We start from the raw sequence: 24,366 nt of genomic DNA, 5'->3' as shown, positions 1-24,366 counted from the left end.
TATGGCAAAGATCAAGCTGACAAAAAATGAGCAGAAGGCTCAAAAAGATGCACTGAAAATGTATCAGCGATATCTTCCGACCCTGACTCTGAAAAAACAGCAGCTTCAGACCGAAATCCGAACCATCGAGGCAGATGCAAAAGCCGTCCGTGCCAAAAGGCAGGAGCTTGAAAAGAAATTTGAGAGCTGGATCGGCGTGTTTGGTGAGGAAGAGGTATTTCCTCCGGATGCAGTAAAGGTTAGCAATATAAGAAAGGGTACTGGAAACATTGCCGGTGTAAGGATACCAACCTATGAGGGTGCGGATTTCTCCAGAGGAGATTATGATTTGTATTCCACTCCGCTTTGGGTTGATCTGGCAGCGGATTGTATGGAGCAGGCTCTTTCACTGGATCTGCAGGCTGAAGTTCTGGATGAACAGGTCCGGCTCCTGAGACAGGAGCTGACGACGACCTCACAAAGAGTAAATCTTTTTGAAAAGGTCAAGATTCCGGAGGCAAAGGCAAATATTAAGAAGATATCGGTATATCTTGGGGATCAGGACACAAGTGCAGTGGTTCGTTCCAAGATTTCCAAGAAAAAGATTATGCAGCGTGAAGCTGCACAGCTTACAAAGGAGGGAGCCGTCGTATGATTGTGCCTATGAAAAAAGTCTCCCTTCTGATTTTGGAGGAGGACAAACGGTCGGCGCTGAAAGCCCTGAGGAAGCTCGGTCTCGTCCACATGGAGGAGGTACAGGGATCCGGCGATAAGCTGCAGACGCTCAAGACGGAAGCAGATAAGCTTACCAATGCAGTATCCATTTTGGAGGATGTCCATAATAAAAAGCTTTCCGTGCCGCAGCAGAGCTTGACGTTAGATGATGCGCTAAACATAGCAGAAAACATTCTCGCAATTTCCGAGAGCAAAAAGGCACTTCTGCAGAAGCGGAATCAGAATATTTCTGAAATTGAGCGTGTGGCAAAATGGGGTGATTTTCATCCGGAGGATTTTGATGAGCTTCGAAAGAAGGGTATCATTCTTACACCGTATGAAATGCCTAAGGATGCGTACCGGGATCTGGATCAGGACCTTAAGACGATCCGAATCAATGCGGATAAGTCAAGCGTTCGATTTCTGCTGATGACAGAAGCGACATCATCAGAACGCCCGGAGACACTGCCGCCGTCGGCACAGGAGTTTCTAATGCCGGCTAAGTCGATTTCCGAGATGCGGAGCGAAAATACAGCTCTGGAACAGCAGCTTAAGGAAAAAGACCACGAGATTGATGCAAAGTACTCCGGAGTCAGCGCGATGAAGGAGATGGTCCTGAAGCTGCAGAGAGAAATTATCTTTGAGACACTTGACAGTGGAGCGGAAAAGACCGTGCTTTCTGACAAGGTGAGTCTTGCAGGTCTCACGGGATATATTCCGACAGAGGATCTCCCGCAGCTTGAGGCATTGGCTAAGAAACAATGCTGGGGGCTTGTATCGGAGGATCCGACACCAGAGGATAATGTACCGACCAAATTAAGAAACAATAAATTTGTCAGTCTGATTTATCCGCTGACGGATTTCCTCGGAACAGTGCCTGGATATTTTGAATTTGATATTTCCTCGTGGTTCCTGGGATTTATCCTGATTTTCTTCGGAATTATTTTTGGAGATGGCGGATATGGACTGCTGATCACAGGATGTGCCCTTGCTTTGATTATCAAGGCTAAGGCAGCCGGCAAGGAAGTGCAGCCGATCTATTTACTTTTGGGACTGTTTGGAATTGTCACGATTATCTGGGGCGCGATTACCTGCTCATGGTTCGGCATCCCTGCGGAGTCCGTTCCGATATGGCTTCAGAAGCTGTCTGTACCAGTGCTATCCAATGTGAATGAGAGCAGGATCTGGTATCCGTTCTGGACAGATGGTAAGGCAGGCCTTACGACAGCGCAGAATCTGCAGATTTTCTGCTTTGCACTCGCGCTGATTCAGTTGACCATTGCGCATCTCATCGTCTGCACCAGATGCTACCGGTCACTCAGCCTCATCGGTCAGATCGGAAATATCCTTGAGCTCTGGGGTATGTTTTATGTGGTCCTGACGCTGGTTGTAAATGGAGCGGTATTTGGTCTTGACCGGGTAATCGCTGGCATCCCCGTCGGGAAGATTTCCATTACACTGGTTGCTGTGGGATTTGTGATGAACTTTATTTTTGGAAGCTATGAAGGAAGCATTAAAGATTCTATCCTGGATAGTCTTAAAAATATCATTTCGATCCTGCTGGGTGTGGTGAATGTGTTTTCGGATATCGTGTCCTACATCAGACTCTGGGCAGTCGGACTTGCCGGAGCGGCGATCTCCAGTACAGTCAATCAGATGGCCGGACCGATGCTCGGGCACTTGACACTGATTTTATTTGCAGTAATTCTGCTGGTATTTGGGCATGGACTCAATATCATCCTGAACGTACTTTCGCTGATCGTTCACGGCGTCCGCCTCAATACGTTGGAGTTCTCCTCGCATCTTGGTATGTCGTGGAGCGGTCATAAATATGAACCTTTTAAGTAATATATAAGATCCGGAAAAATGATCCGGGATCATAAAAAGGAGTAAATTATGAATATTGGATTGTTAGTATCAGGTTTGATTATGGGTATCTCAGGTGTTGGTTCTGCAATCGGTATCGGTATTGCGGGTCAGGGTGCGATCGGCGCATGGAAGAGAGCATATCTTAACAACAAAACAGCTCCGTTTATCCTGACGGTATTTGCCGGTGCGCCTCTGACACAGACGATTTACGGCTTCCTGCTGATGCAGACCATGAAGTCCTCCAGTGCGGATCCTGCATTTATGTTTGGCCTTGGCATTGCTTCCGCACTTGCGATGGCAATGTCTGCAATCGCACAGGGCAAGGCCGGTGCCGCAGCCTCCGATGCGCTCGGTGATACCGGCAAGGGCTTCTCGCAGTACATCATGGTTGTAGGTCTCTGCGAAACAGTCGCATTGTTTGCCCTGGTATTTAGTATGGTTGCGCTTGGATAAAAACAAAATCTGGTTCATATGCAAATTGAGCTAATTCCCTGAAAAACACTTGCTTTCCGTGTATGCGTGTGGTATAGTGCAATAGTATAGTTGACTGATAAAAGGAGCAGGCATTCGGCCTGCTCCTTTTACGTAAGTCGGGGCTGATTGAAAAAGGAAATAAACATGTATACAGAAAAAGTCAGAAATTACCTGAGATCCATCCTGCCGGAGCTTGGTTATGAGCTTGACAGTGTTACATGGACAAAGGAAAACAACGAGTGGTATCTAAGGGCGTTTATTATGAGATCCGACGGCGCAGATATGACAGTCAATGACTGTGCTCTTGTTTCAAGGAGACTGTCCAAATGGCTGGATCAGACAGATTTTATTGACGAGCAGTACATGCTTGAGGTTTGTTCCATGGGATTTAAGGATCAGCCGTCCCCGGAGGGCGATACGCTCCCGGAGGAAACCGACGAGGAGCCGGAAGCTTGAACTCATACTATAGTATAGATACCGGGAGCGTAGCTCCTGTTATAAGAAGGAGAAAAACATGAATACAGAACTGCAGGACGCACTGGAACAGCTGGAAAAGGAAAAAGGTATTCCGAAGCAGGCGTTGATCGAAGCAATACAGGTATCCCTTCAGACTGCGTGCAGAAATCATTTCGGACCATCCGATAACATCAAGGTCAATGTGGATCCGGAAACCTGTCAATTTTCTGTGATTGCCGATAAAACTGTTGTGGAAAAGGTCAGCAATCCGACCACGGAAATCACCCTTGCCGACGCCAGAATGATGGACCCGTCCAGTGAGCTTGGAAACATCGTCCATGTACCCATTGACTCCAAGAGTTTCGGCAGAATCGCAACGCAGAACGCCAAAGGCGTCATTGTACAGAAGATCCGTGAGGAAGAGCGGCGAATGCTGTACAACGAGTATTATTCACTTGAGAAGGAAGTAATTACCGGCACCGTGGACAGAGATAATGGCAGATCCATTATCATCAATCTGGGCAAGGTTGACGGATATCTTTCCGAAAATGAGCAGATCAAGGGCGAGAAACTCGAGCCGAATGACCGTGTCAAGGTATATGTGGTAGAGGTCAAGGACAATCCCCGTGGACCAAGAGTCATGCTGTCAAGGACACACCCAGAGCTGGTAAAACGCCTTTTTGAGGAAGAAGTTTCCGAGATCAGAGATGGCATCGTGGAAATCAAAGCAATTGCTCGCGAAGCCGGTTCCAGAACCAAGATGGCAGTGATGTCCAACGACCCTGATGTAGATCCGGTAGGTGCGTGTGTCGGTCTTAACGGAAGCCGTGTTAATGCAGTTGTGGACGAGCTGAAGGGTGAAAAAATCGATATCATCAGCTACGACGAAAATCCGGCATACCTGATTGAAAATGCGCTTTCCCCGGCAAAGGTCATTGCGGTCATTGCCGATCAGGATAACAAGGACGCCATGGTCATTGTACCGGATTCCCAGCTCTCTCTTGCTATTGGTAAGGAAGGTCAGAATGCACGCCTTGCAGCTAAGCTCACAGGCTACAAGATTGATATCAAGTCCGAGGCACAGGCGCAGGAGCAGGGTATCTTTGATGAGATGGGCATCGATTATAACGGTGATGATGCGGAAGATGATACCGAGGATGCTTCCGACGAGGGGTATGAGGATACCGAGGAAGACAGCTCAGTAGAGGATACGGAAGATACAGAGGCATAAATTTATGAAAAAAATACCACAGAGAACCTGTATCGGCTGTGGAATGAAAAAGGATAAAAAGGAGCTCGTCCGGATCGTCCGGACACCGGAGGGCACGCTTCAGATGGATCTCACCGGCAGGATGAACGGGAGAGGCGCGTATGTCTGCAGGGATACTGCCTGTCTGGATAAGGCGCTAAAAAGAAAGGCACTCCAGCGTTCTTTAAAAGAAGAAATTTCTGAAGATGTCATCCTGAAGCTCAAGGAGGAGTTTAAGCAGCTTGATCAGTAAAATGATAGGATTGATCGGACTTTCGCAGAGAGCGGGAAAGCTCCGAAGCGGTGAATTCGCTGTAGAGAAGTCCGTTAAAGAAGGCAAATCAAAGCTGGTGATCGTCTCGGGGGATGCCTCGGAAAACACCAGAAAAAAATTTCGAGATATGTGTGCGTTCCGTCATATCACTTATGCGGAGTATGGAACCATGGCAGAGCTCGGACATGCAGCGGGTCGCTCGGAGAGATCGTCCTTAAGTATTGAGGATGAAGGATTTGCTGAGCAGATGAAAAAATATTTAAACGGAGGTAATGCGAATGTTGAATGATAAAGAGAACGGAATGAACAGCAAGGATGCAAACAAATCTAAGGAAGCCGGTAGTACACCTAAGAAAAAGAAGCTTGCTGTTGTATTTCATTCGCAAAATTCTGTAAATCATAAGAATCATCCGCTCGGAAGTAAATTTCTCTCTAAAGTTAAGGATACCAGGGAGTCAAAAGCGGATAAGGCTGGCACAAGGACGGGCTCTCCTAATGGTAGACCATTGCCGCCGGGAACCGCCAGGGTCACTCCGTTAAAGGAGCTGAACGAAAGGCAGCGTCAGGAGGAAGCCAGAAAGCTTAAGGAGTCTGCTGACCGCGAGCAGGAAGCGCGTGAGGCAGAATCCCGCAAGGTAGAGCAAAAGGCCGCTCCGGTATCAACAGAAGTATCAACTGCTAAGGAAACGGCTGCCAAGGAAGCAGCTCCTGCTCCGGCTGTCAAAGCAGAGGCTCCTGCGGAAGCAGTGAAGCCAAAAGAAGAAGCAAAGCAACAGGAAATGTCAAAGACTACAGAAGCGCCAAAGGCAAAGGAAGCACCAAAGCCTGTAGAGGATCCGACGCTCGCAGCGATCCGTCAGGCACAGGCCATCGAAGCTACGGCAAGAAGAATCGCCGCAAAGCGTGCCGAGGAGAGAGGTCAGAGAGCAGATAACGGCGGACGTGGCGGCAGAACCGGCTATCAGGATCGCCGCAATGCATCAGGAAACCGCGGAGACCGAAATGGAGGACGTACGGATAGAACCGGCGCGCGCCCTGCATTCAATAAGGATGGAAGTGGAGACCGTAACGGAAGATCCGGGCAGGGCTTTGGCAGGAGAGATGCTGCCGGCACAAGACCTGCAAGAAGGACAGAGGCACCGGCAGCGGCAGAGAGCCTTATGGATACCAAAAATACCCGTACCAGGCATGATGCCACAAAGCCGCAGAAAAAGACCTACGGCACCAAGAATTTTGATAATGAGAAGGCAAGTATTTCTCAGAGAAATCGCAATAACCGTAAGCAGAACAAGTACTCTGCGGAGCAGTCCTATGAGAGAGATGAGCAGCTGCACAGACCAAAGAAAACCGGAAAGGGCGCATTTATCAAGCCTGAAGTAGTCAAGAAGCCGGAGGTCGAGGAAATCAAGGCAATTACCATCCCGGAGGTAATCACGATCCAGGAGCTTGCTGATAAGATGAAGATGAAGGCTGCCGATATCATCAAGAAGCTCTTTATGCAGGGGCAGATGGTGACCATTAATACAGAACTGTCCTATGAGGAAGCGGAAAATATCGCGGTGGATTATGATATCCTCTGCGAGAAGGAAGAAAAGGTCGATGTCATCGCAGACCTTGTCAAGGATGATGTCGAGGATGATCCTAAGGATCTGGTAAAGCGTCCGCCGGTTGTCTGCGTAATGGGACATGTTGATCATGGTAAAACCTCAATTCTCGATGCGATCCGTAACACCAATGTTACCAGTCGTGAGGCAGGTGGTATTACGCAGTCCATCGGTGCATATCAGGTAAAGGTCAATGTAAATGATGAAGACCGAGTTATCACCTTCCTTGATACACCAGGTCATGAAGCATTCACCGCAATGCGTATGCGTGGCGCACAGTCGACGGATATCGCCGTACTGGTTGTAGCTGCAGACGATGGCGTAATGCCGCAGACCGTAGAGGCAATCAACCATGCCAAGGCTGCTAACACGCCGATCATTGTTGCAATCAACAAGATTGATAAGCCGGCTGCCAATCCGGAGCGCGTAAAGCAGGAACTCATGCAGTATGATCTGGTTCCGGAGGATTACGGCGGAGATGTGATCTGCTGTCCTGTTTCCGCAAAGACCGGTGAGGGACTGGATAACCTCCTTGAGAACATTGTCCTTGAGGCGGATGTCATGGAGCTTAAGGCAAATCCGAATCGTGCCGCCTATGGCGTTGTCATTGAGGCGGAGCTGGATAAGGGCCGCGGATCGGTTGCCAGACTTCTGGTACAGAAGGGTACCCTTCACCAGGGTGACGTTGTAGCTGTCGGCTCTGCCTATGGTAAGGTCCGTGCTATGACGGATGATAAGGGCAGACGTATCAAAAAGGCACTGCCGTCGCAGCCGTGTGAGATCCTCGGATTAAATGCGGTACCAAATGCCGGAGAGATTTTCCAGGTAAAGGACAGCGAGAAGGAAGCCAAGGCTTATGCTGCAGCCTTTGTAACAGAAAACAAGCAGAAGATGATAGAGGCATCCAGAAAGAAGGTATCTCTGGAGGCACTGTTTGATCAGATCAAGGCGGGCGAGGTCAAGGAGCTGCCGATTGTGGTCAAGGCAGATGTACAGGGATCTGTGGAAGCTGTCAAGGATAGTCTCGAGAAGATCAAAAATGACGAGGTACAGGTCAAGGTTATCCATGCCGGCGTTGGTGCCATCAATGAGTCCGATGTTGTACTGGCAAGCGCGTCCAATGCGATTGTGATCGGATTTGATGTAAAGCCGGACGCCACCGCCAAGGAAATTGCCGAAAGAGAGCATGTGGACATCCGTCTTTACAACATCATTTACAAGGCAATTGAAGATATTGAGGATGCGATGAAGGGTATGCTGGCTCCTGTATATGAGGAGAAGGTCATCGGCCATGCCGTGATCCGTCAGGTATTTAAGTCCTCTGGCGTTGGTAATATTGCAGGCTCCTATGTGCTGGATGGTATGGTACAGAGAGGCGCCAAGGCAAGAATTACCCGCGGCAAGGATCAGATCTTTGATGGTGAGATCGCTTCTGTCAAGCGTTTCAAGGATGACGTTAAGGAAGTCAAGACCGGTTATGAATGTGGTCTTGTATTTGAAAACTTCTCAGATGTGCAGGTAGATGATATGATCGAGTGCTACATCATGGAAGAGGTAAAAAGAGGTTAACCATTGAAAAGAAAGAATTATAAATATGAGAGACGGAATGAGGACGTAAAGCGTGCATTGTCCGTGCTGATCCGGGATGAAATCAAGGATCCCCGGGTCTCCCCAATGACAGATGTGACCGGCGTCGATGTTACTCCGGATCTCCAGTACTGCAAGGTTTATGTCTCCGCGCTTGGCGGAGAGGAAGCCCTTGCCAGAACAATCGAGGGGTTGAAGGCCGCTTCCGGATTTTTAAGACGGGAGCTGGCGCAGACCGTAAATCTCCGTCATACTCCGGAGCTTCAGTTTATCCCGGACCATTCCATTGAATATGGCGCCCGTATGGATGCGCTGATCCGGAAGGTTCAGGAGGAGGACGCAAAGCATCATTCTGAGGATGAGGCATCTTTGGAGGACATGGATGTATCGGAGGCTTCTGATGCTGCCAATGATTCCGGCACAGAAACCCAGGAGTAATCAGCTTATATGAAAGAGGATTTTAATCGACTGATCCGGGAAGCGGACAGTATCTGCATACTTGGACATACCAATCCGGATGGAGACTGTCTCGGCTCGACGCTGGGCACGAGACAGTATATCCGGAATCGCTTTCCGGATAAAAAGGTCACGGTATATCTCCAGGAGGCAAGCAGCAAGTTTCAGTATCTGCCGGGCTTCCCTGGGATCGTGCATGTGCCGTCCGACAGAAAATATGATCTTGCGATCGTCTGTGACTGTGCCGGGAAGGACAGGCTCGGTGATTTCGCGATCCTTATGGAGCATGCAAAAGAAACTTATGTAGCGGATCACCATCTGACCAATGCCGGAAGCTTCCAGTACAGTACCATCTTACCGGATGCATCGAGCACCTGCGAGGTGGTGTTTGATCTTATGGATCATGATTTTATAGATCAGGATGCTGCAACATGCCTCTATACCGGTATTGTGCATGATACTGGTGTTTTTAAATACAGCTGCACAAGCCCACATACCATGGAGATTGCCGGATTTCTCATGTCCAGAGGTATCGATTTTGGTTTCATCATTGATGATGGCTACTACATGAAAACCTTTGCACAGCAGAAGATTCAGGCTAAGGTCATGCTTGATAGTGAGCTCCGGCTTAATGACCGGGCGATTGTCGGCTGGGTGACGATAGGCGATATGCAGAAATATCATGTCACAACTAAGGATACCGACAGTATTGTGACCAATATGCGGGAAACGAGAAACGTTGACTGTGCAGTATTTGCATATGAGGTTTCCAACCAGGTATTTAAGGTAAGTCTGCGCTCCAATAACAATGCACTGGATGTCTCCCGCGTTGCGGGAGCTTTTGGTGGCGGCGGTCATAAGCTTGCCGCCGGATGCTCACTCCATGGCGGATACCGGGACGTACTGGATCATGTACTTCAGGAGATTGCAAAGCAGCTGGACGCACCAGGATTTAAAAGCAGAAATGATGAGTAACGGAACAGATGGATGGAATTATTAATGTTTATAAGGAGCGCGGCTGGACCAGCTTTGATGTCACCAAAAAGCTGCGTTCTGTGCTGAAGGAAAAGAAAATAGGACATACGGGGACGCTGGATCCTGATGCAGAGGGTGTGCTGATTGTCTGTGCGGGCAAAGCCACCAAACTGGTAAATTCCATCACGGCTTCCGAAAAGGTTTATGAGGCTGAAATTACGCTGGGACTTAGCACCGATACGGAAGATATCAGTGGTACGGTGCTGGAAAGAAGACCTGTCAATATAACGGAGGATGCGTTCCGGCAGGCAATACTGTCCTTTATAGGGCAATACGACCAGATCCCGCCGATGTACTCCGCCAAGAAGATCAACGGGCAAAAACTGTATGATCTTGCGCGGAGGGGAAAAACCGTAGAGCGTAAGCCAAACCGGGTTACGATCAAAGCTATTGAGATCAGGGAAGTTTCACTTCCGCGCGCGGTATTTACAGTTACATGCTCCAAGGGAACTTATATCCGCACACTTTGCAAGGATATAGGTGAAAAGCTGGGCACAGGTGCGGTGATGTCCTCTCTTAAACGTCTTCGTGTCGGAAAATTTGATGTCCGGGACAGTCATACCATTACTGAGATAGAAGCACTGGCAGCGGAGAACCGTCTATATAAAATTTTGCTGCCTGCAATTTATATCCCGGAAAAGACTGTGCTGACCTTTGGTAAGTTCGATGGCGGGCATCTCGGGCATCAGGTTATTTTTGAAAATGTATTCCGCCTTGCAAAGGAAAAACATCTCAAAACTGCCGTTCTTACCTTTACGCAAAACCCGGATGTCGTGGTAAAAGGAATCAACCGACCGGGGATCTCTACGGAGCAGGAGCATGTTACAAGACTCCGGAATTATGGCTTCGACTACGTTTTTGAATTTCCCATGACCAAGGAGACCATGCGGGTACCAGCCGAGGATTTCCTTAAGACTACACTGATCCGTGCAATGAATGCTTCTGACATCGTGGTAGGCACGGATTGCAGCTTTGGATATAAAGCCGAGGGAAATGCTGCGCTGCTTACAAGGTTGCAGGATACCTACGGCTATACAGTCCATGTGATCCCTAAAAAGCAAGTGCTGGATGAGCACGGCGACTATAGGGAAATCTCCAGTACGTTTATCAAAGAAGAAATCACCAAGGGAAATGTCAAGCGGGCACATGAACTTCTCGGCAGATATTTTTCCATTTCCGGTGTGGTACAGCACGGAAAAAAGATCGGATCTACTGCGCTTGGATTTCCAACAGCCAATATCCTGCCACCGGAGGGCAAAACGCTTCCGGCAGATGGGGTATATGTGACCCGGGTATTGATTGACCAGAAGCTCTACCGGGGCATGACCAATGTCGGCACAAACCCGACGATAGCAGAAGGAAATCCGGTCGATATCGAGACCTATGTGCTGGATTTTAGTGGAGATCTTTATCATAAAAAGATCCGTGTGGATTTTGTAGACCGGATCCGGGATCAGCAGAAATTTGATTCCCTGGAAGCATTGAAGCAGCAGCTGAAGCTGGATATGGAGGTCACCAGGAATTATCCGATCCCGGAGCTTTCAGGCATTTAAAGTACCTGATAAGGATATTACCTGAAATCTACAGAATGCAGATTGACTTTGTGCCGGTCTTCTGCTAATATACGAAAGGTTACACGTTAGCGTAGTGATATGGACTCCTTCCGATTGCTCCGCAAAACGCAGGATCAAAAAATAGTAAAGGAGAGAATCAAAATGATTACAAAAGAGAAAAAAGCAGAGTTAATTGAGAAGTACGGACGTAAGCCTGGCGATACCGGTTCACCGGAGGTTCAGGTCGCAATTCTTACAGAGAGAATCGCAGAGCTTACCGAGCACCTCAAGGCTAATCCTAAGGATCACCACTCCAGAAGAGGACTTCTGATGATGGTTGGTCAGAGAAGAGGACTTCTCGCATACCTTCAGAAGACAAATCTTGAGAGCTACAGAGCACTGATCGAGAAGCTTGGTCTTAGAAAGTAATTTATCATATCCAGGGGCAGAGAATTTTCTCTGCCCTTTTTGCGTAATTATGGATATTCAATTTGCTGTTTTATCCTAGCAATGGTATAATCAGTACGCATTTTTAATATTTGCAGACAGAAGCTATCCGAGATCACTGAAATGTTTCCGATGTACGGATTGGACGGATGATCCGGTCGGGCGCAGTTCAGTGGCTTTGGACCTTCTGCCTTGCTTTTATACACAGGAGGTACTTATGTACAAGAGTTATTCCATGGAGCTCGCCGGCAGAACACTGACCGTTGATATTGATCGTGTTTGCGCACAGGCTAACGGTGCAGCTCTCATGCATTATGGTGATACGACCGTGCTGTCTACCTGCACGGCTTCCGCTGCACCAAGAGACGGCATCGACTTTTTCCCTCTGCAGGTAGAGTATGAGGAAAAGATGTACGCTGTCGGCAAGTTCCCGGGAGGATTTAAAAAGAGAGAGGGTAGAGCAAGCGATAACGCGATTCTTGTTTCCCGTGTCATTGACCGCCCGATGAGACCGCTGTTTCCTAAGGATTACCGGAACGATGTCCTGATTGACAACGTCGTACTTTCCGTTGAGCAGGACTGCTCTCCGGAGCTGCTGGCAATGCTTGGTTCCTCCCTTGCTACGGCGCTCTCCAATGTGCCATGGGATGGTCCATGCGCATCTACTCAGGTAGGTATGATCAATGGCGAGTTCATCATCAATCCGACCAATGCGGAGAAGGCAGTTTCTGATCTTGCGCTTACCGTAGCTTCCACAAGAGATAAGGTCATTATGATTGAAGCAGGTGCCAACTGCATTTCTGATGATCAGATGATTGAGGCAATTTACAAGGCGGATGAAGTCAACAAGCAGATTATCGGATTTTTTGATTCCATCATTGCAGAGTGCGGTAAGGAAAAGACACCATATGAGAGCTATGCTGTACCGGAGGAGCTGTTTGAGCGTATCCGCGGCATTGTAACTCCGGAGGAGATGGAAAAGGCGGTATTTACCGATGACAAGCAGCAGAGAGATGCCAATATTGCCGAGGTGACAAAGCGTCTCGAGGAAGCGCTGGCAGATGATGAGGAAGCATTGGCACAGCTGCCACAGGCGGTTTATCAGTACGAGAAGAAAACCGTCCGTAAGATGATCCTTAAGGATCACAAGAGACCAGATGGTCGAGCAATTGATCAGATCCGTCCCCTCGAAGCAGAAGTGGATGTACTTCCGAGAGTTCACGGCTCCTCAATATTTAAGCGTGGACAGACACAGATCATGGACATTGTCACACTGGCGCCGCTGTCCGAGGTACAGAAAATTGAGGGACTTGATGATTATGTAACAGAGAAGCGTTACCTCCATCAGTACAATTTCCCGGGATATTCCGTAGGTGAGGCAAAGGCTTCCCGTGGTCCGGGACGTCGTGAAATCGGTCATGGCGCACTGGCAGAGAGAGCACTGCTTCCGGTGATCCCATCGGTTGAAGAGTTCCCGTATGCAATCCGTGCCGTATCAGAGACAATGGAGTCCAATGGTTCCACATCCATGGCTTCCACCTGCGCTTCCTGCATGTCTCTTATGGCTGCCGGTGTACCGATCAAGGAGCCTGTTGCAGGTATTTCCTGCGGACTTGTGACCGGAGATACAACGGATGATTATATCGTGCTGACAGATATCCAGGGGCTTGAGGACTTCTTCGGTGATATGGATTTCAAAGTAACCGGCACACATACCGGCATTACAGCAATTCAGATGGATATCAAGATCCACGGACTGACCAGAGAAATTGTAACCGAGGCAATCCACAGAGCACACGAAGCACGTAACTTCATTATGGATGGAGTTATGCATGACGCCATTGCAGAGCCTCGCAAGGAGCTCTCACCGTACGCACCTAAGATCATTACCATGCAGATTGACCCGCAGAAGATCGGCGATGTCATTGGTAAGCAGGGCAAGACCATCAATGGAATCATTGAGGAAACCGGAGCCAAGATTGATATCGATGATGCCGGCATGGTATCCATTTCCGGTATTGATAAGGATGCACTCCTCAAGGCTAAGAACATCATCGAGTCGATTGTTAACGATATCGAGGTTGGACAGGTGCTGAGAGGCAAGGTTGTGCGTATCATGAATTTCGGTGCCTTTGTACAGTTAAGCCCTAATAAGGATGGTATGGTGCATATCTCAAAGCTTGCTGACGGCAGAGTTAACCGCGTTGAGGATGTCGTAAATATCGGCGATGAGGTAACAGTCAAGGTTCAGGAAATCGATAAGATGGGCAGAATCAACCTGACCATGCGTCCGATGGACTTAAAGGATGCGCAGCCGGAGTTTTGATCTGCCGAAATGTAACTCTTTAATCTGCGTTACATATTGAAATGAAATTATAGAGGGTCCGGGTTCAGGCGTCTGGACCGGAGCCTCTTTTTTGCGATAGGATGATCATCATATAAATGATCCGCAAAAACTTATCAGTAGAGTATAGACAGTAGAATATTATCAGAAGATGAGGATACGAATATGAAAATCAGAACAAGATACGCGCCAAGCCCGACGGGCAGAATGCATGTTGGTAATTTGCGGACCGCTCTTTATGCTTATCTGATTGCAAAGCATGAGGGCGGAGACTTCCTTCTGAGGATCGAGGATACCGATCAGGAGAGATTTGTCGAGGGTGCCGTTGAGCTGATCAATCAGACCCTTGCGGATACCGGGCTGATCCCGGATGAGAGCCCGGACAAGCCAGGTGACTGTGGTCCGTATGTTCAGTCCGAGCGGGTAAAAGCAGGCATTTACATGAAATACGCAAAGCAGCTTGTGGATGAAGGCAAGGCATATTACTGCTTCTGCAGCAAGGAGCGCCTGGAGAGCCTCAAGACGGTCGTAAATGGCGAAGAGATCATGCATTACGACAAACACTGCCTGCACCTCTCCAAAGAGGAGGTTGAGGCAAATCTTGCATCCGGTATGCCATACGTTATCCGTCAGAACAATCCAACCGAGGGGACCACGACCTTCCATGATGAGCTCTACGGAGATGTCACAGTAGATAATTCCGAGCTTGACGACATGGTACTAATCAAGTCGGATGGATTTCCAACCTATAATTTTGCCAACGTCATTGATGACCATCTTATGGGCATTACCCATGTGGTACGCGGCAATGAGTATCTTTCCTCAAGTCCGAAATATAACCGTCTTTATGAGGCGTTTGGATGGGAAATCCCGAAATACATTCACTGCCCGCTGATTACCGATGAAAATCATAAAAAGCTTTCCAAGCGGTCAGGACATGCATCCTTTGAGGATCTGATCGAGCAGGGCTTTGTTGCGGAAGCTGTTGTTAACTTTGTTGCTCTGCTTGGATGGTCTCCGGAGGACAATGAGGAAATCATGTCACTTGAGGATCTGGTCCGGAAATTTGATTATACCAGGATCTCCAAGTCCCCTGCAGTCTTTGATATGGAGAAGCTCCGCTGGATGAACGGCGAATACATCAAGGCAATGGATTTCGACAAGTTCTATGAGAGAGCACTGCCGTATCTTAAGGAAATCATCCATAAGCCGTTGGATTTAAAGCATATTGCCAATATGGTTAAGACAAGAATCGAAATCTTCCCGGATATTGAGCAGCATATTGACTTCTTTGAAGAAGTACCGGAATACAGCACGGAACTGTATGTCAATAAGAAGTCCAAGACCAATCTGGAAAACTCGCTTGCACTTCTTCAGGAGGTAAAGCCGATTCTGGAGGCGGAGGAGGATTACTCCAATGATGCGCTTTTTGCAGTATTGTCTGCCTTTGGCAAAGAGCACGGTTACAAAACCGGTTTTGTGATGTGGCCGATCCGTATAGCACTTTCCGGTCGTCAGATGACACCGGCTGGTGCTACCGAAATCATGGAGGTACTCGGCAAGGAGGAATCTCTTAAGCGGATAGACGAAGGCATTGCCAAGCTCCAGGCATAATTAAAAAATATATACGTCCTTATCGCTAAAAGGATATTATCTTTTTATGAAGTATAGGGAAATTGAAAAACTCATGCTAAACTGACAGCATGAGTTTTTCTTTTGAGCAGGAAATGGCAATAGAACATGGTGAAGGACCGATGCTGGTGCTTGCCGGTCCTGGTTCCGGTAAAACGACGGTAATCACCGAGCGTCTCCGCCGGCTGATAGAAAAGGGTGTTCCGGGGGATCGGATCCTGGTGATTACCTTTACGCGGGCAGCGGCTGAGGAAATGGAGACCCGCTTTCTTAAGGCAATTAGTGTAAGGAATAATACAAAAAATCATACAGATGTAAAAGCAGCAGCACTACAAGCATCAGCATTAAAAGCATACGATCTCAAAGCAGCAAGAGACAAATCTATAGAAATCAAAAATATGGCAGCGAGAGTCGATATAACAGCATGCCAAAAGGAGATAGCCGATTTAGGCAGGCAGCGGCTTCCTGTTTTTGGAACCTTCCACTCGATCTTTTTTCATATCCTGAAGCTCCGGTATCGGCTCGATTTCCGAAATATTATTACCGAACGAGAGAAGGCACTGACGCTTAGGGAATATGCTGAGCGTGAGAAGCTCGATACAGAGGATACAGATTTTTTACGACTGCTGATTGGAGAAATCTCAAGATATAAGTCAATGGCGCATCCTGAGAGCTTTCAGTCGGAAATCATGGATACAGCCAGGTTTCATCGGATCCTCATGGGCTATAAGAGATCTCTCAAGGCACGGAGACTGCTGGATTTTGACGATATGCTGACGCTGTGTCTGGAGCTTTTTTGTAAACAGCCGGAGGAGCTTCGACTCTGGCAGAAAAGATTTCAGTATATCCTTGTGGATGAATTTCAGGATATCAGTCCGGTGCAGTATGAGGTAATCCGTAAACTGGCGTTACCGGAAAATAATCTTTTTATAGTAGGCGATGATGATCAGTCGATTTATCGCTTCCGTGGTGCAGAGCCTGCCATCATGCTGGGGTTTCAAAAGGATTATCCTGATGCTAAGCGCGTAGTACTAACAAAAAATTTCCGGTCGCATGCGGAGATCGTTGCATTTGCGTCCAGAGTGATCCGACATAATGCACAACGGTTTCCTAAAGAGATTGTGGCTGCACGGGGAAGCGGAGGCAAGACACTGTGCTTCACTACAGAAACAGCTTCACAGGAATATGCTTTTCTGATAAGGTCCATACAAAATGAACTTCGGAGCGGGCTTCTGCCGGAGCAGATTGCGGTCCTTTACCGCAGCAGTATTCAGATCCGCCCGCTTGTGGAGGAGCTTGACCGGAGTCAGATCCCGTATATACTGCGCGAGCATGTGCCGAACTTGTATGAGCATTTTATCGCAAGAGATATGATCGCATATCTTAAGCTTGCGATCGGACAGGGGACACGCGGGGATCTCATCCGGATTATGAATCGGCCGCTTCGGTATCTGTCAAGGGACGCAGTGCAGGGCAGAAGCATTCGCTTCCGGGACATCATCGAGTTTTATCAGGATCGTCCATGGATGCAGCAACGGGTGCGGGCATTTATGGATGAGCTCACTGTTCTCAGCAGACTGCCTACAGCAGGAGCTCTGGTGTATCTCAGAAAAAAGATCGGATACGAGGAGTGGCTTAGGGGGTATGCGGTAGAACATCATACTTCTTACGATGCCTTGCAGGAGGTTATGGAGGAGCTTGATGCATCTGCTTTAAAATATCCGGACAAGCTTGCCTGGATCCGGTTTACGGAGCGTTTCGGCGAGGAGCTGAGGACGGCAGAGCAAAAAAAGACCGTACAGCGGGGTGTGCGGCTCATGACGTTTCATGCCTCCAAGGGTCTGGAATTTGATACGGTACATCTCATAGATGCGGTAGAGGGCATTACTCCATTTGCTAAAGCTAAAACAAAGGAGGAGCTTGAGGAGGAGAGACGGGAATTTTATGTGGCTGTAACCCGTGCCAAGAGGGAAATTCACATTTATGTCACAAAGCAGCGATACAGTAAAAATTGCAGTCCATCCAGATTTCTTTTGGAGGGAACTTTGAAAAAAATGCCGTAGTGATTCCGGAGTAGCATAAAGCCGGGGATAAGGATAAGATGAGGTTTTTGTATGGAGAGACTTAAGGTTCTGGTGGTAGATGATGAGGAGAGGATGCGGAAGCTGATTTCCGATTTCCTTAAAATCCGTGATTTTGATGTGGTGGAGGCTGGCGACGGCGAGGAAGCCGTGGATAAGTTTTTCCAGGACAAGGACATTGCGCTGATTATCCTGGATGTGATGATGCCCAAGATGGATGGATGGGAGGTGCTTCGGACCATCCGGGAACATAGCAAGGTTCCGGTGATTATGCTGACGGCAAGATCCGAGGAAACGGATGAGCTTAAGGGCTTCCAATACGGAGCGGATGAATACATTTCCAAGCCATTTTCCCCAAAAATCCTGGTGGCGAGGGTAGAGGCGATTCTCAGAAGGTCGGGCATCAATCAGGATGAAACGGTAAAGATCGGAGGGATTGAGATCGATAAGTCTGCGCACGCTGTTAAGGTGGATGGCAGGGAAATTGAGCTTAGCTTCAAGGAGTATGAGCTGCTGCTTTACTTTGTAGAAAACAAGGGCATTGCCCTCTCGAGAGAAAAAATCCTTAATAATGTATGGAACTATGATTATTTTGGAGACGCGAGGACCATTGACACCCATGTCAAAAAGCTGCGAGCTAAGCTTGGAAACAAGGGAGATTATATCAAAACCGTCTGGGGCATGGGGTATAAGTTTGACCCGGACAGCACGTCTACTGAGGCTAAAAAATGAAAGTCGTAAATACCATAAAAAGGTCTATCAAGTGGAAATTTACAATGATCTTTATATGCCTCATTTTGTTTCTGCTGATGACTATTTTTGCTGCCAATTCCTTCCTTTTGGAGCGATATTACACTAAGGAGAAGGTTTCGACACTGGAGAGCGCTTACAATTATCTGGACAGTATGATTGCCGCGGCAGGTACGGATGGGGATGGTGCGATTGCTCTGTTTCCGGAGGATGCAGACAACCAGGATACGGGTAACGAAACGGATGCTGTCCGTTATGTAAAATCCTTATCAGAAACCAATAACTTAAGCATTGTCATACTGGATACAGCCACGGACAGGGCGTTTGCCGTCGGATCCAATGCTGAATCACAAGCACAGAAGCTCACAGAGTATATCTTTGGAAACCGGGATCATTTCCAGGGAAACGTCCTGGAACGCTTTGACAATTATTCGATTGAACGCAATATGAATAAAATGACCAAAAGCATGTATCTGGAGAGCTGGGGGTATTTTTCTGATAATACCACCTGCTTCCTGATGTCCATGCCGGTTTCCGGTCTGCATGATGCGGTGCACTTTTTTAATCGCTTCCTGATAGTGATCGGATTGATTGCACTGATTCTTGGTTCTGTGATTGTTTATTTTACAAGCCGCAGAATCACAAGACCGATTAATTCACTTGCCAGATTATCCGAGCAAATGTCCAATCTTGATTTTTCCGCAAGATACGAGGGAGATTCCGAGGATGAAATCGGTGTGCTCGGAAATTCTATGAATGTACTGTCCGAGAAGCTGGAGAGCTCGATCGCAGAGCTTAAAACCGCCAACAACGAGCTGCAGTCCGACATTGAAAACAAAACCAGAATTGATCAGCGCAGACAGGAATTTGTTGCTAATGTTTCTCATGAACTGAAAACTCCGATTGCACTGATCCAGGGCTATGCAGAGGGATTGCAGGACGGCATGGCGGAGGATCCCGCATCCAGAGATTATTACTGCGGTGTCATCGTGGATGAGGCACAGAAAATGAACCGGATGGTGAAGGAACTGCTAAATGTATCCGCAATCGAGCAGGGACGGGATCTACCTGATATTGCTCTGTTTAATCTATCCAAGGTGGTCTCGGGTGTTGTTACGGCATCAGACATCCTGATCCGTCAGTCAAATGCACATGTTGAGGTAGATGTACCTGAAAGCATTAATGTCTGGGCGGATGAATTTAAAATTGAGGAGGTTATCAGCAACTATCTGAATAATGCGCTGCATCATCTTAAAGAACCGAATCAGATCAGTATATATTCGGAAAAAAAGCCAAACGGTATCATAGAGCTGCATGTTTCCAATACAGGAAACCCTATCCCGGAAGAAGATCTTGACAAAATCTGGGAAAAATTCTTTAAAGTGGACAAGGCACATACACGATCCTATGGAGGCTCAGGACTGGGGCTTAGTATTGTAAAGGCGATCATGGATGCACATCATCAGAAGTGTGGCGTCAGAAACACTCGAACCGGGGTGGATTTCTGGATTACGCTCGATGCCGAGGAGAAGCAGCATGCTTAGGTAATATAAAAGTTACATACAGTAAAGAAAATAATTTCCTATTTTAATCGTAATAATAAGTGATTATAGTACAGAAAACAGCTTGTATACATATATTAATTATGCAAATACGGCAAAATTATGTGATATTTGTGCAATTTGCACTGGAAATAATATCCTTTTTTAAGCCTTTTGCCGTTTTTGTGCAAGATTCACAAAAAAGTCTTGTTTGCTTGTTGACATAATCAAGACAATGTTGGTAACATAGGCATGACTCTTTGTGGAGGAAGGGTCTTTGTGACTTGTTGTAAAAGTCAATGGAGGCATTTTTAAAATGTATAGTAAGTATTTAAAGTCTTTTATTCTTGCAGCAGATCTTAACAGTTTTAACAAGGCTGCTGTTGAACTTCATGTATCACCAACTGCCATAATGCGTCAGATGGATGTTCTTGAGGAAACTGTTGGTATTACGCTGCTTAAAAGAACAAACCATGGTGTCTGGCTGACAGAAGCCGGTGAGTACTTTTATAAGGAGTCAAAGGAAATCATTAACAGATGTAACGAAATTATTGAGGAAGCAAAACAAATCCAGATGAGATCCGAAGCTGATAATGCTAATGCATAAGCATAATTGTAGATGCCTAAACATTTTGTTTAATAGCTTTGAATCCTCTCTAAAGAGCTTCTTAGACAATTTCAGAAATTGTAAGTAAACGTGGCCGATGATACAATGTCATAGGCCATGTTTTTTTATACATTGCTTTATTAAAGGTATTTTTAACTTCTTGTTAATATGTATATGTAGATATTATATTCATACTGGTATGATCTTAACCGGATTTTCCGGAACAGAAAGGAAAGGATCGTAAATGGAGCGAAATGTAAAGGCAGATGATCTGTATCAGACATATGATGTGGATGACACTGTTACAATGGATGCGGATGGATGCAAAGGCTGCTCGCATTGCTGTCAACATGCGGGAGTTTCTATTGTACTGGATCCCTGGGATATATATGAGCTTGAGAGAGGCACCGGCAGGACCTTTATCGAGCTTCTGGAAACAGATAGGGCACTGGAGATTCATATCCAGGAGGGACTGATGCTTCCCAATCTCAGGATGAGAGATGAGCACGGCTGCTGCTTCCTTAAGGATGGCCGCTGCACAATTCATCCATACCGTCCCGGATACTGCCGGCTCTTTCCCCTGGCACGGCTCTACCAGGACCATGGTTTCCGGTACATCCTGCAGTCCGGCGAATGCTTCCGGACGCTGACGCAGTCGCGGACCATCCGGGAGTGGATCGGCATAAAGGAATATGAGGAGTATGCTGCATTTGTATTATCCTGGCATGACTTCCGTAAAAGAATTACGGATGGTCTGACAAAAATTACTTTGCCGCAGCAGAAAATGTTTGATCGTTATCTCCTCAGGCGATTCTACCAGGAACCATATGATCTTGACCGCTCCTTTTATCCGCAGTATAAAGAACGACTGACGCTTACGGAGCTTGCCTGGGAGAGAATCCCCGGAAAAAACTGATCGTTCCAAAATATTTTTACAAATATTTCTAAATTCGTAACATAGGTTACGGAAATCCCCTCTGCGATGACGTAAAATATGCCTCAGTTGATGAAGCTAATGCAGGTTGCTGCATTTCTATTACAAAGGAGATTTATATGGAAAGAAAGATGTTTTGTTATCAGTGTCAGGAAACTGCCGGCGGAAAGGGCTGCACGATCCAGGGTGTATGTGGTAAAAAGCCGGAGGTCGCTGCAATGCAGGACCTGCTTATATATGTAACCAAGGGATTATCCGTCGTTACTACCGAGCTTCGTAAGGAAGGCAAAAAGGTCGCTAAGGAAGTAAACCACTTTGTGACCATGAACCTTTTTATCACCATTACCAATGCCAATTTTGATAAGGATGCCATTGCAGACAGAGTAACAGAGACTCTGAAGCTTAAGGCAGAGCTGCTTAAGGAGCTTGCACCGGAGACTGTTAATGCACTGCACAGCGCTGCCCGCTGGCAGGGAACACCGGCAGAGTATCCGATGATGGCTGCCTCTGTTTCTGTACTTGCCACAGAAAATGAAGATATCCGTTCTCTGAGAGAGCTGATCATTTACGGACTCAAGGGACTTGCTGCATATGAGAAGCATGCCAATGCACTGATGCAGGACAATGAGGAAGTGGATGCATTTTTACAGAGAGCTCTTGCTGCAACACTCGATGACAGCCTGACAGTGGATGATCTTGTAAATCTGACACTTGAGACAGGAAAGTTCGGTGTAGATGGTATGGCACTTCTTGATAAGGCAAATACTTCCGCATACGGAAATCCTGAGATTACCGAGGTAGACCTGGGCGTACGTAAGAATCCAGGTATCCTGGTTTCCGGACATGACCTGAGAGATCTTGAGATGCTGCTCGAGCAGACACAGGGAACCGGCGTAGATGTATACACTCACGGTGAAATGCTGCCAGCACATTACTATCCTGCATTCAAGAAATATCCTAACTTTGCCGGTAACTACGGTAATGCATGGTGGAAGCAGAAGGAAGAGTTTGAGGCATTTAACGGACCGATCCTGATGACAACCAACTGTGTGGTTCCTCCTCTTGACAGCTATAAGGATCGTCTCTGGACAACTGGTGCTACCGGAGTACCAGGTGCAAAGCACATCGATGCTGCATATGGCGAGACCAAGGATTTCTCCGCGCTGATCGCACAGGCCAAGACCTGCCCGGCACCGACAGAGCTCGAGACCGGAAAGATCGTCGGCGGATTTGCTCATGAGCAGGTGTTTGCGCTTGCGGATAAGGTTGTAGATGCAGTAAAGTCCGGCGCAATCAAGCGGTTTATCGTAATGGCAGGCTGCGATGGACGTATGAAGTCCAGAGAGTATTACACAGAATTTGCGGAGAAGCTTCCAAAGGATACGGTTATCCTGACTGCCGGCTGCGCAAAGTATAAGTATAATAAGCTGAATCTTGGAGATATCGCCGGTATCCCAAGAGTACTGGATGCAGGTCAGTGTAACGACAGCTATTCCCTTGCTCTCATTGCATTAAAGCTCAAGGATATCTTTGGAGTTGACAGTATTAACGAGCTTCCGATTGTTTACAATATCGCATGGTATGAGCAGAAGGCAGTCATTGTGCTCCTTGCACTTCTGTACCTCGGTGTTAAGAACATTCACCTTGGACCAACGCTTCCTGCATTCCTGTCCGAGAATGTAGCCAAGGTGCTGGTAGACAATTTCGGCATCGCCGGTATCGGCACAGTGGATGATGATCTCAAGCTCTTTAACCTTGCCTGAGATATAGAAAAGGATCTGCGGGAATCTGCTTCCGGTAGAGTTCCTCTGAAACAAAACATAATTACTTAAGTATAGAAAAGATGGTCATATGTCCTGATCGGCATAGGACCATCTTTTTCTTTTAAAAAGCTTCTAAAAAAGTATATACTGGTATCAATAGGCAATACTCCCATAGTATAAAATACGGAGGCAGAAAATCATGCGATATACCGACCTGGAGCTTACAGAACGAGAGCTTGCACGTATCCGGCAGGAGCAGACAGATCTGCTCCTATCAATGGAGCTTCATTATGACAGAGATACTGCGGAGGACTTTGAAAAGTGGTGGTTCACCGAGGGAAATTTCCGGAAATATCATGAGCTTGGTCATCAGCTTGAACTTCTGGAGGAAAAGAAAAGCAGATTATCACTTTTTCAGCAATTAAGAACAAGAAAGATACAAGCATAATTGCTATATTCATGCTATGATATCTATAAGGATAATAATTATTCTTATGGAGGACACTTATGAATAGAAAACTGCTTGGAAAAACAATTAAACTGTATCGGAAAAAGGCCGGACTGACGCAGTCGGAGCTTGCCAAAATTCTTGGCACCAGTAACATCCATATTTCACACATTGAGATCGGTGCAGTCACACCTTCCGTGGAGGTCCTGCTTGGCATTGCCGAGGTTTTGCATGTCACACCCAATGATCTTTTTGCGGGAAACTATGCGCTTAGTGAAAAGGTGGAAGCGCAGGAGTCTGAGGGAGAGATACAGGACCCCTCACATGAGTAAGGGTGGTGTTTATACTTTCAGCGGTGCCGATGATTCCGGTGCCGTTTTTTTTGCGGAGTTTTATGATTCATGCTATAATCAGCTCGTAAACTTGTCTTTGGTGAAGGAGCGCATGAATAGAGGAAACCAAGAAAAATCACCAGGCCGCCGTACAGGAAAACAGGCTCATGCAGGAAGACAGATTACAAGCAGAAAGCCTGCCAAAAAGCAGCTGCATAGAAGCGCACAGAGCATCCG

The 24,366-nt window shown here is 47.2% G+C and carries 22 protein-coding genes; all 22 read left to right on the top strand.

Annotated features, from left to right (window positions below):
* Position 1: 1 nt before the first annotated feature.
* The 22 genes from ACTNEN_RS04805 to ACTNEN_RS04700 all read left to right on the top strand — a co-directional run bounded on the left by ACTNEN_RS04805 (position 2) and on the right by ACTNEN_RS04700 (position 24,129).
* The gene (locus ACTNEN_RS04805) at positions 2-634 is read left to right on the top strand and encodes a V-type ATP synthase subunit D (protein ID WP_441204908.1); all 633 of its coding nucleotides are present in this window, start codon (positions 2-4) and stop codon (positions 632-634) included.
* Complete coding sequence (locus ACTNEN_RS04800) at positions 631-2,541, top strand: V-type ATP synthase subunit I (protein ID WP_441204907.1); 1,911 nt, start codon at positions 631-633, stop codon at positions 2,539-2,541. Before ACTNEN_RS04805 ends, ACTNEN_RS04800 begins: the two co-directional genes overlap by 4 nt.
* Before the next feature lie 48 nt (positions 2,542-2,589).
* The gene (locus ACTNEN_RS04795; RefSeq protein ID WP_441204906.1) at positions 2,590-3,015 is read left to right on the top strand and encodes a V-type ATP synthase subunit K; all 426 of its coding nucleotides are present in this window, start codon (positions 2,590-2,592) and stop codon (positions 3,013-3,015) included.
* Between the two features lie 165 nt (positions 3,016-3,180).
* Positions 3,181-3,492: a ribosome maturation factor RimP gene (rimP, locus tag ACTNEN_RS04790; RefSeq protein WP_441204905.1), complete on the top strand. Its 312-nt coding sequence runs from the start codon at positions 3,181-3,183 to the stop codon at positions 3,490-3,492.
* 58 nt (positions 3,493-3,550) lie between these two features.
* Entirely contained in the window at positions 3,551-4,723 is a 1,173-nt protein-coding gene (nusA, locus tag ACTNEN_RS04785) for a transcription termination factor NusA (protein WP_441204904.1), read from the top strand.
* A gap of 4 nt (positions 4,724-4,727) precedes the next feature.
* Positions 4,728-4,994: an RNase P modulator RnpM gene (gene rnpM, locus ACTNEN_RS04780; RefSeq protein ID WP_441204903.1), complete on the top strand. Its 267-nt coding sequence runs from the start codon at positions 4,728-4,730 to the stop codon at positions 4,992-4,994.
* 1 nt (position 4,995) lies between these two features.
* Entirely contained in the window at positions 4,996-5,304 is a 309-nt protein-coding gene (locus ACTNEN_RS04775) for a L7Ae/L30e/S12e/Gadd45 family ribosomal protein (protein ID WP_441205079.1), read from the top strand.
* Complete coding sequence (gene infB / locus ACTNEN_RS04770; protein ID WP_441204902.1) at positions 5,294-8,188, top strand: translation initiation factor IF-2; 2,895 nt, start codon at positions 5,294-5,296, stop codon at positions 8,186-8,188. Before ACTNEN_RS04775 ends, infB begins: the two co-directional genes overlap by 11 nt.
* A 3-nt stretch (positions 8,189-8,191) precedes the next feature.
* Entirely contained in the window at positions 8,192-8,644 is a 453-nt protein-coding gene (gene rbfA, locus ACTNEN_RS04765; RefSeq protein ID WP_441204901.1) for a 30S ribosome-binding factor RbfA, read from the top strand.
* 9 nt (positions 8,645-8,653) lie between these two features.
* Positions 8,654-9,637 (top strand): DHH family phosphoesterase, encoded by a 984-nt coding sequence (locus ACTNEN_RS04760; RefSeq protein WP_441204900.1) that lies wholly within the window; start codon positions 8,654-8,656, stop codon positions 9,635-9,637.
* An 8-nt stretch (positions 9,638-9,645) separates the two neighbouring features.
* On the top strand, positions 9,646-11,250 hold the full coding sequence (locus tag ACTNEN_RS04755) for a bifunctional riboflavin kinase/FAD synthetase (RefSeq protein ID WP_441204899.1): 1,605 nt from the start codon (positions 9,646-9,648) through the stop codon (positions 11,248-11,250).
* A 162-nt stretch (positions 11,251-11,412) separates the two neighbouring features.
* The gene (rpsO, locus tag ACTNEN_RS04750; RefSeq protein ID WP_441204898.1) at positions 11,413-11,679 is read left to right on the top strand and encodes a 30S ribosomal protein S15; all 267 of its coding nucleotides are present in this window, start codon (positions 11,413-11,415) and stop codon (positions 11,677-11,679) included.
* Positions 11,680-11,914: 235 nt separating this feature from the next.
* Positions 11,915-14,023: a polyribonucleotide nucleotidyltransferase gene (locus ACTNEN_RS04745; protein WP_441204897.1), complete on the top strand. Its 2,109-nt coding sequence runs from the start codon at positions 11,915-11,917 to the stop codon at positions 14,021-14,023.
* A 183-nt stretch (positions 14,024-14,206) separates the two neighbouring features.
* Positions 14,207-15,655, top strand: a complete 1,449-nt coding sequence (gene gltX / locus ACTNEN_RS04740; protein WP_441204896.1) for a glutamate--tRNA ligase — start codon at positions 14,207-14,209, stop codon at positions 15,653-15,655.
* 89 nt (positions 15,656-15,744) lie between these two features.
* The gene (locus ACTNEN_RS04735; protein ID WP_441204895.1) at positions 15,745-17,736 is read left to right on the top strand and encodes an ATP-dependent helicase; all 1,992 of its coding nucleotides are present in this window, start codon (positions 15,745-15,747) and stop codon (positions 17,734-17,736) included.
* Between the two features lie 51 nt (positions 17,737-17,787).
* On the top strand, positions 17,788-18,486 hold the full coding sequence (locus tag ACTNEN_RS04730) for a response regulator transcription factor (protein ID WP_441204894.1): 699 nt from the start codon (positions 17,788-17,790) through the stop codon (positions 18,484-18,486).
* Positions 18,483-20,048 carry an ATP-binding protein gene (locus tag ACTNEN_RS04725; protein ID WP_441204893.1) on the top strand — a complete coding sequence of 522 codons (1,566 nt, stop codon included), beginning with the start codon at positions 18,483-18,485 and terminating at the stop codon, positions 20,046-20,048. Before ACTNEN_RS04730 ends, ACTNEN_RS04725 begins: the two co-directional genes overlap by 4 nt.
* Positions 20,049-20,361: 313 nt before the next feature.
* Complete coding sequence (locus ACTNEN_RS04720) at positions 20,362-20,652, top strand: LysR family transcriptional regulator (RefSeq protein ID WP_441204892.1); 291 nt, start codon at positions 20,362-20,364, stop codon at positions 20,650-20,652.
* Between the two features lie 244 nt (positions 20,653-20,896).
* Positions 20,897-21,568 (top strand): YkgJ family cysteine cluster protein, encoded by a 672-nt coding sequence (locus ACTNEN_RS04715; protein ID WP_441204891.1) that lies wholly within the window; start codon positions 20,897-20,899, stop codon positions 21,566-21,568.
* A 137-nt stretch (positions 21,569-21,705) separates the two neighbouring features.
* Entirely contained in the window at positions 21,706-23,349 is a 1,644-nt protein-coding gene (hcp, locus tag ACTNEN_RS04710; protein ID WP_441204890.1) for a hydroxylamine reductase, read from the top strand.
* A 199-nt stretch (positions 23,350-23,548) separates the two neighbouring features.
* The gene (locus tag ACTNEN_RS04705) at positions 23,549-23,797 is read left to right on the top strand and encodes a hypothetical protein (RefSeq protein WP_441204889.1); all 249 of its coding nucleotides are present in this window, start codon (positions 23,549-23,551) and stop codon (positions 23,795-23,797) included.
* Positions 23,798-23,856: 59 nt separating this feature from the next.
* Positions 23,857-24,129, top strand: a complete 273-nt coding sequence (locus ACTNEN_RS04700) for a helix-turn-helix domain-containing protein (RefSeq protein ID WP_441204888.1) — start codon at positions 23,857-23,859, stop codon at positions 24,127-24,129.
* Positions 24,130-24,366 lie beyond the last annotated feature (237 nt).

It is taken from the genome of Oribacterium sp. HCP28S3_H8 (assembly GCF_052064775.1).
Taxonomy (GTDB): Bacteria; Bacillota; Clostridia; order Lachnospirales; family Lachnospiraceae; genus Oribacterium.
Note: the sequence above shows the minus strand (reverse complement) of the source record. Positions and strands in the feature narration are given on the sequence as shown.

Coding starts and splice junctions, on each gene's coding strand:
- ACTNEN_RS04805 (WP_441204908.1), top strand. CDS start 2: ATGGCAAAGATCAAGCTGACAAAAAATGAGCAGAAGGCTCAAAAAGAT.
- ACTNEN_RS04800 (WP_441204907.1), top strand. CDS start 631: ATGATTGTGCCTATGAAAAAAGTCTCCCTTCTGATTTTGGAGGAGGAC.
- ACTNEN_RS04795 (WP_441204906.1), top strand. CDS start 2,590: ATGAATATTGGATTGTTAGTATCAGGTTTGATTATGGGTATCTCAGGT.
- rimP (WP_441204905.1), top strand. CDS start 3,181: ATGTATACAGAAAAAGTCAGAAATTACCTGAGATCCATCCTGCCGGAG.
- nusA (WP_441204904.1), top strand. CDS start 3,551: ATGAATACAGAACTGCAGGACGCACTGGAACAGCTGGAAAAGGAAAAA.
- rnpM (WP_441204903.1), top strand. CDS start 4,728: ATGAAAAAAATACCACAGAGAACCTGTATCGGCTGTGGAATGAAAAAG.
- ACTNEN_RS04775 (WP_441205079.1), top strand. CDS start 4,996: ATGATAGGATTGATCGGACTTTCGCAGAGAGCGGGAAAGCTCCGAAGC.
- infB (WP_441204902.1), top strand. CDS start 5,294: ATGTTGAATGATAAAGAGAACGGAATGAACAGCAAGGATGCAAACAAA.
- ACTNEN_RS04760 (WP_441204900.1), top strand. CDS start 8,654: ATGAAAGAGGATTTTAATCGACTGATCCGGGAAGCGGACAGTATCTGC.
- ACTNEN_RS04755 (WP_441204899.1), top strand. CDS start 9,646: ATGGATGGAATTATTAATGTTTATAAGGAGCGCGGCTGGACCAGCTTT.
- rpsO (WP_441204898.1), top strand. CDS start 11,413: ATGATTACAAAAGAGAAAAAAGCAGAGTTAATTGAGAAGTACGGACGT.
- ACTNEN_RS04745 (WP_441204897.1), top strand. CDS start 11,915: ATGTACAAGAGTTATTCCATGGAGCTCGCCGGCAGAACACTGACCGTT.
- gltX (WP_441204896.1), top strand. CDS start 14,207: ATGAAAATCAGAACAAGATACGCGCCAAGCCCGACGGGCAGAATGCAT.
- ACTNEN_RS04735 (WP_441204895.1), top strand. CDS start 15,745: ATGAGTTTTTCTTTTGAGCAGGAAATGGCAATAGAACATGGTGAAGGA.
- ACTNEN_RS04730 (WP_441204894.1), top strand. CDS start 17,788: ATGGAGAGACTTAAGGTTCTGGTGGTAGATGATGAGGAGAGGATGCGG.
- ACTNEN_RS04725 (WP_441204893.1), top strand. CDS start 18,483: ATGAAAGTCGTAAATACCATAAAAAGGTCTATCAAGTGGAAATTTACA.
- ACTNEN_RS04720 (WP_441204892.1), top strand. CDS start 20,362: ATGTATAGTAAGTATTTAAAGTCTTTTATTCTTGCAGCAGATCTTAAC.
- ACTNEN_RS04715 (WP_441204891.1), top strand. CDS start 20,897: ATGGAGCGAAATGTAAAGGCAGATGATCTGTATCAGACATATGATGTG.
- hcp (WP_441204890.1), top strand. CDS start 21,706: ATGGAAAGAAAGATGTTTTGTTATCAGTGTCAGGAAACTGCCGGCGGA.
- ACTNEN_RS04705 (WP_441204889.1), top strand. CDS start 23,549: ATGCGATATACCGACCTGGAGCTTACAGAACGAGAGCTTGCACGTATC.
- ACTNEN_RS04700 (WP_441204888.1), top strand. CDS start 23,857: ATGAATAGAAAACTGCTTGGAAAAACAATTAAACTGTATCGGAAAAAG.